The organism is uncultured Sutterella sp. (assembly GCF_937923675.1).
GTDB lineage: Bacteria > Pseudomonadota > Gammaproteobacteria > Burkholderiales > Burkholderiaceae_F > Sutterella.
Map to the genome: position 1 here is coordinate 1 of NZ_CALDXB010000009.1, position 13,312 is coordinate 13,312.

A 13,312-nucleotide genomic window follows, 5' to 3' on the forward strand; every position below is an offset into this window, starting at 1 on the left:
GAAAAATTCACGATTCAGCTACTTTTTGTGAACTGGCCCCGTGCGATCGCCCTGCATCTAACTCATTTGAATTTTTATTTTCATTTCTCACTCCTAATTCTACCTTAGTAGTCGTTGACAACTGAACAATGCCATAGGCATTCCTGTCATTTTCGGATGGAGCATCTTCTAATGAAGCAAATGTATTGACATTTATCTCCACCTTACCAGAAAGAGAAATTTCGTTATTACTGCCTGACGAATAAATACCAAAAGCAGAATCCTTATAGGCATCACTCTCAATTAAATACTCAGAAGAGTTTTCTACACCACCATCAAAAACAACCTTTGATCCGCTCTTTATGATATCACTATCATTAATCTTTAAATTTTTAATATAATCTTCACTCTTACCCTCAAGATCTATGTCCGAATTATAATCGGTCAAAACCATTATTCCGAAGCTTTCAGAAGTATTATTCTCCACGCTTATCTCAGAAGCATCACGATCAAATGCCGACTCAGTGCTTTCCGCTATAATTTTTCCGTCCTGACTTCGAAAATGGAAAATTCCCCCTTGACCAAACACTCCAACAGAAATGGAGGATGCCACCTGTCCTGAATCATCGAGACCATAAGACGAAAGAGCTGCATTGTTAGATCTTATTTCAAAACCATCTGAATGCAGAAAAAACTCTGAAAGGGTATTCTTGACGCCATATGACGAATACCCTCTATTCTTTAACAATTTTCTTTCATCAGATAAATCACAATCAAATTGATTGGCGGATGCAGAAATAATTACATTTTTTCTATCATTATTTAAAAGATGCTCAGCATTATATTTTTCCGCAATATCGATTGCATCTAAGAAGCTTACTTTCCCACCATCTTGCAGTTCTATCGCAATCACTGAAGACAAGCTATTATTTTCAAAATTCGCATCACCCTCACATAAATATGATGAGGAAATATTAAGATTGCTCGGCAGGAAAACAAAAGCCCCTCCTATTTTATTACTCTTATTATCAGCCAGGACCTTAGATACAATCGCTCTTGCATCTTTGTAGACACTAGATTTAGTATCTGCAGTTATATTCAAATTATTTGTGAAAAAATACTGAGTGGTATTTTCATTCCCCTGAAGATACCCACCATTAAAAAATATATTTTTATCCTTATTTCGGTTATCTTGATCAATATCTAATACAAAATTTCCATTTGAAGGGGATATCACCCTGGAGCCGCCATAAAAATAAAGATCTCCATCATCCTCTAGTACAAATTCAGACTGGATCGGATGTTCTTTATAGTTTAAAATTTCCCGCTCAATTCCTTGAGCATGAACTGTGATAATTCCAAAGCCAACTAATACAAGCAAAGATAATTTTGTAAGATTCATATGATTCGGCACAAAATCCCAGGGGAAAGAGGTAAAGTCATAAACACGGCCATCAAGCCTGTCAATACGATTCTTGCTTTTATTTTTTATGCGAATTGAGTAAAATTTCGACATCTTATTTCCTTCAGGCTTGCATCCATATAAACCCCTATACACTATCATTCTTATTATTAATTATTAGGAATTTATATTTTTCTATTTAAATTGGAAATTTTCTATTTAATTTTAGTTATATAAATATAGGTCGTCAATAATAAACTCGATGTTGATTGTTGTTTTATGACGACTTTTATTTTATAATTGCACCATATCGCCATGATTTTAAAGGTTTACATATAATTTCAAGAAAAATCTAGCTATCCGAAACAATACTTTCGAACATCTTGCCGTCTTAGTGAATTTCCCCTCCATCCAGCATGATGCCCCACTGAAATAGGGCACAACTAATGTTCCGCAATAGGGTCAAAAGACTGAGCCTCTACCTAAGATATAAATCAGAACGGTTTTATTTACCTATCACGACCATAATAGGCAGGTTAGGTCCTCGCACCGTCTCTCCTTATTTTCATTCTCAAGTCAAAATTTCCTAAACCTTTCATTACATACAACCACCTTGCCAAAACTGATCCCTCTTTCCATGATTTCGCCCTCCATCCCTGTCAACCCATCGTTTACCTCATCTTGATCGCAGAGAAGCCTCCTTGATAACGTATCGCGCAAGCTCTCACGCAGATTTCCACGGGAAATCCGCTCAGAAAACACAGAGCCGCAAAAACCATCACCCAAAGGAGGTTCCCCATGAACCGTCTGAAGCTCTCCGCCGCGGCGCTTCTTCTCGCCTTCGGCATTCCGGCGCTGGCTGCCGTTCCGCAGGTCTCGCCCGAAATGAAGGCAAACGCCGAGACCATGTGGCAGGATGCGGTCTTCCAGAAGATGTACGACGAACTCAAAAGCGAGGAAGGCCAGAAATGGCGCTTCAATACGCTCATGGAGCTCGTGCGCATCGCGTCGCCCTCGCGTCTCGAACTTCGCCGCCAGCAGGAGATCACGAAGCGCCTCGTAAATGAATGGGGCTTTTCGCCCGAAGACATCATGACGACGCCCGAAGGCATCATCAAGGGCGCGGGCCTTCAGATCGTCGACGGAAAACCCGTCTACAACGTCTGCGTGAGGATCCCCGGCACCTACCCGCAGCGTCCGGGTGCGGAAAGCTATAAGGGACAGTTCCCCAAGGTCCTTTTCGAAGGCCACATCGATACGGTGAACCCTGCGGAGCTTCCGCCTGAAACGAATCCCTACGTGCCGGTGAAGCTCCAGAAGGCGAAGGAGCCACTCGTCGCGACTCCGGCAGAACTCGACGCCATCAAGGACGAAATTCACTTCGACAAGAATGGCCGCGTCATTGAGGACGAAAACTGGAAGAAGGCCTACAAGCGCTTCAACGATCTCGACGAAGCCGTGAAGGCCGACGCCTACCGCATCTACGTCACGGGCTTCGGCGACGCGATGATCAATACGGTCTCAGTCCTCACCGCCGCCAAGATGATGAAGAAGTACGGGATCAAGCCCGTCTACGACGTCTGGTTCTGCGGCACCGCCGGCGAGGAAGGCAAGGGCAACCTCTGCGGCATGAAGCAGCTCTACGGCTACAACCAGGATACGGGCAAAGGCAACAACGCCCTCAACTTCGTTGCCAACGTTGCAGCCGACTCGCTCGCGCCCGGCTCCTCGATCGTCAATTACCTCGGATCCTACCGCTTCGAAATCACGTATTCGGAGCGCGACGGCTTTAAGCCCGGCGACAAGCCCCGCCCCTCCGCCCTCTCGGCCGTAAGCCGCGCGATTGCGGCGATTTCAGACATTCATTCGCCCTACGACTTCGACAAGAAGGCAGAACGCACCACCTATACCGTGGGCGTCGTCAACTGCACAAAGCCCCAAACTGGCGCAAGAAGCCCCGACTGCACGCTCATGGTCGACATGAGAAGCCCGACCCAGGGACCGCTCACTGCAATCCGCAGCCAGATTGAGCCGCAGTTCCAGAAGGCCATGGAAGCGGAAAACGCCGCCTACGGCATGAAGGCTGGCGACAAGGATGCCGTCACGTTGAAGCTCGTCTGGTTCGGCGACCGCCCGGCCTATCAGCGGACCGACTACAACGTCCCGCTTCTGCAGGCCTACTGGCAGACGGGCCGCACGATCGGAATCGACAACAAAAATAAGGAGTTGACGGAACGCGCAGCCTCGTTGAACGACAACGTGCCGGCAGCCGTCGGCGTCCCCACGATCAACTTCAACATGGGCACGGCTGCGAAGACCGGCGGCGGCCACACCTGGTACGAATACGGCATTCCCGGAAACGGTCAGGATGAAGCCATGCGCATCATGCGGTTCCTGATGACCGGACTTCTCGTTTCAGGCTGCGAGCTTTCCGACGGCCGCGTGATTGAGCCGAGCGTGCCGCCCATCGGCGAACGCACCACCGAAGACATGTACAAGTAACCGGAGAGAAGAACCATGCTTAAGATCCGTACCCAGGGCACGACCCTTCTCATAATGCTTCTCCTCTCGGGAAGCGCGCTCGCCGCAACGCAGACACTTGAAGTCTCGCTCCGCGGTCCCGGCGGCCACTCAAACGGCAATTACGGAAACACCAATGCCGTCCATGCTGCCGCGCGAAGCGTGATGGAAATCGAAAAGGCCGTGCCGGATGCCGTCATTGCAAATCTCAACGGCGGCTCCACCGTCAACGCCATTGCGGCTTCCGCGTCTTTTGAAGTGACCCTCACCGCGAAGGATGAAAAAACGCTCGAAGCCATGAAGGACAAAGTGGTTGAGGCCGTGAAGAAAGGCACTGACGCCGAAAACGCCTTCCGCGGCGTGAAGCCCGGCGACAAGACCAGCATCGGCGCGCCGGCTGCCGTCCGCTACGAAATCCGTTAAGCATCTCCTCATGAAGACCCGGGTATCTCCGGGCTCTTCATGAGAATGCCGAACTCCCGCATCTGCCTTCCGGTTCTCCGGAAGGCATTTTTTCTCAAATTGCTGGTCAGGACTTCACCGCTGGCAGTGCGGACAAAAGAACGTCGACCGCCCGCCCTGCTCGATTCTTTTGATCTTCCCGCCGCATGTCGGGCAGTTTTCGCCTTCCCGCCCATAGACCGCGCACGCGAGCGGGAACCACCCGGTCTCGCCCTCGGGTCCGTGGAAGTCGTGAAGCGTCGAGCCGCCCGAAGCAATTGCTTTCGAGAGCACGTCCCGGATGGCGGCAAGGAGCTTCTCCGCGCGTTCCGCGGAAATTCTGTCGGCGCGCCTCGTCGGCCGGATCCCGGCCTCAAAGAGCGCCTCGCTCGCATAGATGTTGCCGCACCCGACGACGATTTTCCCCGAGAGGAGCACTTCCTTGACGGGCCTCGCTGTTTTCTTCAGTTCCGAGAGGAACCAGGAAGGCGTGACGGCTTCGTCCCAGGGTTCTTTCCCAAGACTCCGGAGCGGCTCCTCGACATAGGGATCCGTCTCAAACCAGCGGAAGTCGCCGAAGCGCCGCGGATCGGTATAGCGGAGCACCGTATCGCCGAAATCGATGTCGATGTGATCGTGCCGATGGGGTTCGGGCGCGGGCGCCGGCCAGATCCTCCAGGAGCCGCTCATCCCCATGTGCGTGACGAGCCACGCTCTTTTCCCGTCCTTTCCTTCGAAAGTCCAGACGAGATACTTCGCCCGGCGCCCGAGGCTCACGAGCCTTTTCCCGGAGAGGCACTCCGCAAGATCGGGCACTGGCGACCGGAGCTTCGGCACGCGAACCACGGCTCCCGTCACGACCTTTCCGACCACGGCGGGCGCGAGGCCGCGCCGCGTTACTTCAACTTCAGGTAGTTCAGGCATGGCTTCAGTTTCCCTCCTGCCATTCAATCCGTCGCAGATTCTTATGCGAAGGCCGGCGCCCGCCCGAGGGACAAGCTGCCGGCCTCTTCATTTCTGAAAGGTCCTTCCGACCGGGCTTCTCAGCCGCCGTATGGCTTCCAGTCCTCGTCGTTTCTTCTCAGGTACTCGACGTCCTTCAGCTCAAGGATCTTCGCCTGACCGTTTTCAGAAACCCGGTGGGTTTCCGGAAGGTTCTGAACGAGCTCCTCGAGCGGAACGGCGCCGCCCGATTTCGAGAAGAAGTTCTTTTCAATCGTGCGGCCGATGAGGGAGGTGAGCGCGAGGTAGCTCGTGTCGCCCGTCACGTGAATCGGCTGCTCAGGGAGTCCCCGCACGCCCACGAACTTCACCATGGTCGGCACTTCCGTGATGCGAAGCGTCGGAATGTCGCGCAGGCGCTGCGCCTGAATGCGGTCGCCTCTGACGGCGGCGCCGTGTTCAGGCACGAGCACGATCATCACGCGGCGGCGGGTGCGCTCGAGCTCGCGGATGAAGGTGTTGATGTCGTCGAACATCCGCTGCGCGCGGGGCTTGAACTCTTCCGAGCGCCCGTGGCGCGGGAGGCGGTTGCCGTCATGAAGCGAAATGAGATTCATGAAGGTGACGCTTCTCTTTTCCTTCGCGCGTGCAGTCGTGCGCTGCCAGAAGCGAAGGAGCGCGAGCGTGTCGGCGAGCTCCTCGTCGTCAAAGCCCATGTAGCGGATCGGAATCGGCTGGCCCTTGCTTTCGAGCGGCGCCGAGAGGCCCGTCTTGTCGCGCAGAACCTGGAGGAAGTCGTCGTATTCGCCCGTATGGTCCATCATGACGTGCTGTGAGAAGCCCAGGGCCCCCAGGCGGTTGAGCGTTTCGCATTCGGTACGCCTTTCGCCGTAAAGCTCGTTGTGTGAGGGCTGCCCGCACGCGCCCGTGAGAAGTCTCAGCGCCGCCGGTCCCGAATAGGAGGTCGCGGAATTGAAGTTGTCGAAGCGAATGTTGAAGCGCGAAAAGAGCGGATGGTTCTCAAGCTGCGAGGCCGCGAGATCGTCGTTCGAAAGCGAGCAGATGTTGAGAAGCAGAATGTCGAAGGGCGTGTCCTTCTCCGGAATTCCGGTCGGGAATTCCGCGCGGCGCTCCTTTTCGTAGGCGAGGAACGCCTCGTACCATTCCTTCACGGTCTTGCTGTCCGACACCGCCTGGTTCTTTCCGGCGGCGGCTCCGCCTTCGGCCGCAGCGACGACCGCGTCGTCCTCGCCGGCGTCCTTCGCAAAGAAGGCGTCCACCATCGGCGTCACCGTCATGCCGACGAAGCAGCAGAGCGTGACGAAGGTGATGCGGATCGTGTTCCGGAGGAGCACGTAGAGAATGATCCCGAGCGCGCCCCAGCCGACCATCTGCCAGTTGATGAAGTCGAGCGCAAGTTCAAGGATGTAGTTCCACGAGAACCCGGCAATGCCGCCGGCGTTCGCCGTAATGCTCTCAATTCCTGGAAGCCAGCTTTCGCTCCAGAGCAGCATGAAGGCGCAGACGATGCCGGCCGCGCCGCGCAGGAACCGCAGGACGCCAGAGCGGAGCGGAATGAGAAGCGCGGCAATGAAGAGCGCATTCCAGAGGGGCGAGAGATTGAGGTATCCCGCCCAGGCAAGTCCGAACTTCGCGAGGAAGTAGAGGTTCCAGACCCCGAGGCCCGTAATGGGCAGAATCAGGCCGTCGGCTGTTGCCGTGCGCCCGCCCGAAGACGCAGCCTTGGGGTCGATCGTTTTTTCCTGAGTCATTATTTCTGCGCCTCTTCCATGCGGATCACGAGGCGGCCGTCGCGGTCGAAGAGGAATCGCCCTTCGTCGAAGCCGAGCCCGTAGAGCACGAGAACGTTCCCGTAGTAGCGGTCCTTATTGACGCCTTCAGCGGCGAGCACCGTGCGGATCAAGCCCGCCGTGCGGTCATTGCCGAGAAGCGAGAGGAGGCAGGCGCCGAAGTAGGCCGGACCCGGAGCCTCAACGTCCGCCGTGACGACATTCACCTTTTCGGGCGGGAAATTGAGCTTTCTCGTCGCATCCACCATCGGCTGGAAGCGCTCGACGAGCGAGAACCGCCCCGGATCCTCGGGCGACATCATCCCGGCCCACATGTAGGTGCGGATGGCGTTGTAGCTCCCTTCGGTGTAGTCCGTCGCATCGGGCGGCACGAGCCGCCCCTGGTTCGTGAATCGGGCCCATTCGGGAGCGAAGCCCGACGGGGCGGAACGAATCAGCATTCTGAGGGAGCCGTCGTAGACATCCGTCCAGTAAGCGTCCTCGAGCGCAAAGCGCCGGAGGATGAAGAGCGGGTAGTAGCTCGGATTCAGCTTCACCGTTCCGTTCTTGTCCTCAAACCCCACGCGTCCGGGAAGAATCACTTTCCCGAGATTCTCGACTTCGCGCACTTCCCTTTTGAGGAGCTCGAGCATCGCGCGGCCCTTCGCCGTGTATTCGCTCTTATTCCAGAGACGGCCCGCCTCGAGGTAGCACCACGCAATCCACATGTCGCTGTCCGCGGCATTGTTGGTGTCGATGACGCCCCAGGCGTTCCTGTCGCCTGCCTTCGTCTGCCCCCAGAGCCAGGAAGGGAGCGCCTTTGTGATGTCGCCCCCGGAGAGGTTCTTTTCCGTCCAGTCGGAGAGCGCGGCAAAGGCCGTCCGGTCGTTCGCGACGAGCGCAAAGAAGAGCGCGTAGGACTGTCCTTCGCTCGTCGTGATGCGCCTCGAATCCGAATAGTCGACGACGCGAGCCGTTTCAATATTGGAAGCCTTGAAGTCGTCCCAAAGCTTCCAGGCGTTTGCGGGAAGCGCCTGAAGCGCGAGCGCCGCAGCAAAAACGCTCATCAAAAGGGTCTTTTTCATCAGGCTCTCCTTCCAACCCAGCGGCGCATGAAGACGAAGGCGGCAAAGCCGATCACGAGGGCCGATACGAGCGCGCAGACAACGAGCCAGCCCGGATGGCGCGAGAGCCGCATCCAGACGCGGTGGTACCACGGGAGGTCTCCGACGACATAACGGTCGCCCACGGAGAATTCCGCGACGCTGCCCGGACTCACGACGGCGACGGAGCCCCCCACGTTGTTGAGGTCGCCCGGCTTCACCAGGCGGGAATTAAGTTCGAGCGAGCTCGCAGGACCTTCAGAAAGAAGCGCCACGACGGAGCGGCCGGACCTGAGCGGCGACTCAAGCCCCACGACGGCTGCAACGGGTTCGGCAAGCACCTTTGCCTCAGGCGCCGGGAAGGCGTCGCCGGGCTTCTTCGCGCGGATCGCTTCCTCAACATGCGCCTGGAGGTCGGCGGCATTTTCCGCATTAATGTCGCTCATACGCGTGACGACGCGGCCGATTGCAAGAATGTCGCGCTCGGACGCCGCCGGGTCATTCGCGCTCGAGACAACGCGCACCTTGTCGGCAACGGCGCCCGTCACGGCGGAGAGGCGCCCGACGGCATTGAGCATCGTCGACACCTCATCAGCCGAAGCGCCGTCCGAAATCAGCACCGCCGTCTGCGAGAGGTCGGCGAACCTGGTGAAGGGATAGCCGCTCTGGAAGAAGAGCTTCAGGTTCGGCATTCTCGCCTGGTGCCAAAGCCCCTCAAGGCGGATGGTCGACGTGGGCTCCACCTCCATCTGATGCGGGAGGATCATGATCGACTTGCAGTTTTCAGGCGACCCGCCCTCGGCGATGCGCTCGTAGTCGACGCCGAACGCGAGCACGTTCTGCGTCATGAGGGCGAGCGACCCGGCAGGATTATCCGTAATCGCGCCGTAGAAGCCCGGGAGCGCAATCACGCGCTCGCCCCGGCCGTCCTTCGCCGCCATCGGATCGGAGTCGATGAGGGAGCCGTTGAGGTACGCCCGGAACTGCGCCGTTTCGCCCGTCATGGGCTTCGTGCTGCGGTAGCGGACGTTGAGAACCAGGCTGGCGTTCCCCGTCATGTAGAGGTCGGGCGGAAGCCGCACGGGGAGCTGCACCGGCGGCATGCTGTAGCCGCGGCTCGTGAGCTGCCCCGGATATTCCATGAGCTTCGAGAAGGGAACGGTCTTGCCGACGGGAATCCAGTTGGGCGCATCGTAGGCTTTGCGGGCGGGCGTTTCAGCCACCGCGCCCGGACGGAAGACGTCGCCGATCATGACGTTCCCCTCGCGCACGAGGGCTTTGGCCGCCGTGAGGAGATCGGCATCATCGCGCCCGGCAATCACGAGCATCTTGGCCGAGAGGCTTCCCGGAGCGTCGGCAATCGACACCTGGGGCCCCTCAACCTTCGGAAAGTCGGCGAGGAACTTCGGCCTCTTTTCGTTCGTCACGAAAACGACGAAATGCCGGGGGCCGGGCAGCGCATTGAAGAAAACGGGAAAGTCCGCGCCGCGCCAGTTGGTCATGCGGCCCGTCCAGCTCGCGAGAATCGCTGCGGCTTCCTTCGTTTTTGCGTCCGGAGCTTCCGGGAAGACGAAGGGAAGCTTCGTCGCCTCCATCGTATTCGTGTCGACGAAGGGGGCCGGCAGCTTCGTCATGTCGTTCGCCAGACGAATGCGGGACTTCTCGAGCACGAGAGTGCTTTCGTTTGAAATATCGAGCCAGAGCGATTCATCGGCCGGATTCTCGCAGACCGACTTGATGTGGCCGATGAATTCAATCGAGATCTGATTGCGGGAATTGAGCGCCTTGGGGTTCAGAGGCACCGAAAGCTTCGCAGGCGCCCCGATCATTTCCTTCGTCAGATTGACGGACTGCTGCAGGACGCCGTTCACGAAGAAGTTGAGCTGCGAGACCTGAGGAAGAACGGAAGCGGAAACCGTGAAGGCGAGATCAAGGGAGGCGCGCGAAACAACCTCGTCCGCGCGAACGCCGAAGTCGAAGAACTGCGTGCGCGAGAGCCCGGAGAGCCTCACCGACCGCGCCTGACCGCCCGGAACGAGTCCGATGAGAGGCGTTTTTGCGATGCGGCTTCCGGCAACGTCCGTGCGCCACACGGGCTGCGGGGGGTCCTGAGTCTGCGCGGGTGCGGCCGCGGCAGCTGTGATGCCTAAGCTCCCGAGCGCGAACGCAAGGAGGCAGCTTCTGCCTAATGCGTCGATTTCCATCTTCAGAGTCATCCTTTATCTTCCGTTTACTTTCTAATTTTATTGATTTTTATGAATTCTATTCAGCGCAGGTTCGCGAGATCCCTCTCGCGCCGCGGCGTTCTCGGCAGAAGCGACCCGATCAGGTCGCGCAGCGCCGGAAGCATCCGTCCGGGGAGGAACTCGATCATGGAGCGGTAGCCGTAGAGCGCAATGCGGCCGAGCTCGAGGAAGCCCGTGATGAAGCGGTCGTCCACCGTCTCGTCGGGCTTCTTCGCCCAGATCCCGCGCCGCGAGAAGGTGAGCGAATTGAAGCGCCGCTCGTCGGCATAGCCTTCAAATGCAAAGATGAGATCGCGCCCGCCCTGCGGGAGGTCCGTCCGGGTCGGGTCTTCCGGAGCGACGTTCGCGCGGAAGGTTTCCGTTCTGCCGTCGTCGGCGGGAAGTTCAATCCGAAGGGCTTCGCCGGCGGGCATCTTCCGAAGCGCCGCAAAGGCCCCTTCATTCCCCTCGGGCGCAAGCACGCGAACGCCTTCCTGGGAGAATTCGCAGACCTTGACCGGGAGTTCCGAACCATCGGGAAGCGTCGCCCTGGCGGAAAGGCTCAGCGGCACGCGCGGGAATTTGTCCTTCTGCACGTCCTCGACTGCAACGGCCATCGTGGCGCCGAGAACCATCAGGTTGTAGACGATCCAGCCCATATTGATGGCGAGCGTCAGGTATTCGGGATCGGGCGAGGCGAAGGCCTTCCAGAAGCCCGCGAGCAGTCCCGCAAAATTGAGCGCGATGAGCACCAGATAGGGCTTCGAAATATGCCAGTCCAGGTACTTGCTGTCGATCGTGCCGCCCTTCGCGGTAACGTTGAATTTGCCGATTTTGGGCGCAATGAGCGCGACCGTCGTCGGGATCAGGATGTACCAGGAGAGCACCGTCTCATAGACGCCCGAAAGGAAGGGATACCGATACCCGTGCTGCAGGCGCTGGTTCGTCACTGCGGAATGCACCATGTGCGGAATGACGTAGGCGAAGATCGATGCGGCGGTCGCATAGATCACGTACACGTCGGCGAGCATGTAGGGCAGAGGCGCGAGAAGGAAGATGATGCGCGGAAGCCCGTGGAGGAAGTGAAGCATTGCGTTGAAGAAGCAAAGCCTCTGCGCAATGGTGAGCCCGCGCCCGAGGAGCGGGCAGTCAAGCCTCAGGATCTGGATCATCCCGCGCGCCCAGCGGATGCGCTGCCCGATATGGGCGGCAAGCGTGTCGGTGGAGAGCCCCGAGGCGACCGGGCGCTCAATAAAGGCCGACTTCCAGCCGCGGCGGTTGAGTTTGAGCGACGTATGCGCGTCCTCGGTCACCGTCTCGACGGCGATGCCCCCGACCTCGAGGAGCGCCTTTCTTCTCATGACGGCCGAAGACCCGCAGAACATCGTGGCGTTCCAGGTGTCGTTACCCTTCTGGATGAAGTCGTGGAAGAGCGAATTCTCGATCGGGAGCGCCCGGTCGAGGTGCATGTTCTTTTCGAAGGGATCGGGCGAATAGAAGTGATGCGGCGTCTGCACGAGCGCAATCTTCGGGTCCTTCACGAGCCAGCCCACGGTCGAAACGAGGAAGTCCTTCGAAGGCACGTGGTCGCAGTCGAAGATGACGATGTGCTCGCCCGAGGTAACAGTCAGGGCGTGATTGATGTTGCCCGCCTTCGCGTGCTTGTGTTCGTCGCGCTTGATGTAGCCCGCGCCCACCTCGTCGGCAAAGCGCTTGAAGGCATCGCGGCTCCCGTCGTCAAGAATGTGAACGTGGAGCTTCTCCTTCGGCCAGTCGAGGTTGAGCGCGGCGAAAACCGTTGGCTTGATGACGTCGAGCGACTCGTTGTAGGTCGGAATGAAGACGTCGACGTCGGGCCAGACCGAGCGGTCCTCGGGGAGCGGACAGATCTTGCGGTCGAGCGTCCAGCAGACCTGGAAGTAGCCGAAGCACATCACCGCGAAGGCGTAGAGCTCGGCGCCGAGAAGGAGCGACGTGAAGAGGACGTCGAGCCACGTATTCGTGTTGAGGGTCGACGTCGCGCGCCACCAGAGATAGCGCCCCGAGACGACGATCGAAATCACGAAGAGAAGCATGAGCGTGATGCGCGCCTTCACCCGCACGAGCGCGATCATCGAGAAGAACATGAAGGAGAGGAAGATCACCTGCCCTTCGAGCGTAAAGGGCTGCGTGATGCAGAGGGCCGCAAGCGCGAGCCCGAGAAGCACGATCGTCCAGACGAGGAAGGTCTGGCCGCGCCCGGAGCCGCCCTCGGTCTTTTCGCCCTGGTCCGAAAGCGCCGGAAGACGCCTCACGAGCGCGAGGCAGAAGGCGCCCCAGGCGGAGCCGATGCGGGAAATGACGGCGCCCAAAGCGCGAAGAATCCGCACGACCGCATCCACAAGACGCGACCAGGGCGAGCGCACGGGATGATACGGGTCCGAAGGCTTCACGAAGAGAAGCCAGAAGGTCTGAATAAAGAGCCTCAGCGGATCAAGAAACCGCGGACGATCAAAGTCGACCTGCGGGTAGAAATAGGCCTTCCTCCTTGCAATGCTCCGGAAGGGTTCCCGCTCAATGGGAACAATGACGAGAAGAAGCGCAAGAAAGAAGGCATTGACCGCAAGAGCGGCCTTCCCTGCCCCGTTCGCTTTCCATAGAGACAATCGCTCCCTCAAATAGCTTCGAGGATCCAAGGTTGAACGGGTCTTCATCGTCGTAAACGGGGAAAAGAGAGGACTGCGCGGGTGCTGCTGCTCTCCTCGCAAAGGCGGCGCTCGGCAAACGCCTTCGTGAGGATGCGGGGGCGCTGAAAATCGGAAACGACGCATATTAGCTCAAATGCCTGATGCCTTTGTTGCTTAAAAGGGATGCGATCAGGGCTGACGCACATTAATTTCTAATTTCAGCTGGAATCTTTTGATTTTCAGC

8 protein-coding genes are annotated in these 13,312 nt (G+C 57.5%); 2 read left to right on the top strand and 6 right to left on the bottom strand.

Annotated features, from left to right (window positions below):
- Nucleotides 1-7: 7 nt before the first annotated feature.
- The gene (locus Q0106_RS00575) at nt 8-1,495 is read right to left on the bottom strand and encodes a hypothetical protein (protein ID WP_297607553.1); all 1,488 of its coding nucleotides are present in this window, start codon (nt 1,493-1,495) and stop codon (nt 8-10) included.
- A 684-nt stretch (nt 1,496-2,179) separates the two neighbouring features.
- Here Q0106_RS00575 and Q0106_RS00580 point away from each other — a divergent pair.
- Both Q0106_RS00580 and Q0106_RS00585 read left to right on the top strand, forming a co-directional pair.
- Nucleotides 2,180-3,883, top strand: coding sequence for a peptidase M20 (locus Q0106_RS00580; RefSeq protein ID WP_297607555.1), 1,704 nt, complete (start codon nt 2,180-2,182; stop codon nt 3,881-3,883).
- 15 nt (nt 3,884-3,898) lie between these two features.
- Complete coding sequence (locus tag Q0106_RS00585) at nt 3,899-4,324, top strand: peptidase dimerization domain-containing protein (RefSeq protein ID WP_297607557.1); 426 nt, start codon at nt 3,899-3,901, stop codon at nt 4,322-4,324.
- 114 nt (nt 4,325-4,438) lie between these two features.
- On the opposite strand, the gene mutM is transcribed toward Q0106_RS00585, so the two are convergent.
- From mutM to bcsA, 5 genes are all read right to left on the bottom strand, one after another.
- Nucleotides 4,439-5,266: a bifunctional DNA-formamidopyrimidine glycosylase/DNA-(apurinic or apyrimidinic site) lyase gene (gene mutM / locus Q0106_RS00590; RefSeq protein ID WP_297607559.1), complete on the bottom strand. Its 828-nt coding sequence runs from the start codon at nt 5,264-5,266 to the stop codon at nt 4,439-4,441.
- Nucleotides 5,267-5,385: 119 nt separating this feature from the next.
- Entirely contained in the window at nt 5,386-7,056 is a 1,671-nt protein-coding gene (gene bcsG / locus Q0106_RS00595) for a cellulose biosynthesis protein BcsG (RefSeq protein WP_297607561.1), read from the bottom strand.
- Entirely contained in the window at nt 7,056-8,159 is a 1,104-nt protein-coding gene (gene bcsZ / locus Q0106_RS00600) for a cellulose synthase complex periplasmic endoglucanase BcsZ (protein ID WP_297607563.1), read from the bottom strand. The genes bcsG and bcsZ overlap by 1 nt, the downstream gene beginning before the upstream one ends.
- The gene (locus Q0106_RS00605) at nt 8,159-10,393 is read right to left on the bottom strand and encodes a cellulose biosynthesis cyclic di-GMP-binding regulatory protein BcsB (RefSeq protein WP_297607564.1); all 2,235 of its coding nucleotides are present in this window, start codon (nt 10,391-10,393) and stop codon (nt 8,159-8,161) included. The genes bcsZ and Q0106_RS00605 overlap by 1 nt, the downstream gene beginning before the upstream one ends.
- Before the next feature lie 50 nt (nt 10,394-10,443).
- Nucleotides 10,444-13,047, bottom strand: a complete 2,604-nt coding sequence (gene bcsA, locus Q0106_RS00610) for a UDP-forming cellulose synthase catalytic subunit (protein WP_297607565.1) — start codon at nt 13,045-13,047, stop codon at nt 10,444-10,446.
- Between the last annotated feature and the right edge of the window lie 265 nt (nt 13,048-13,312).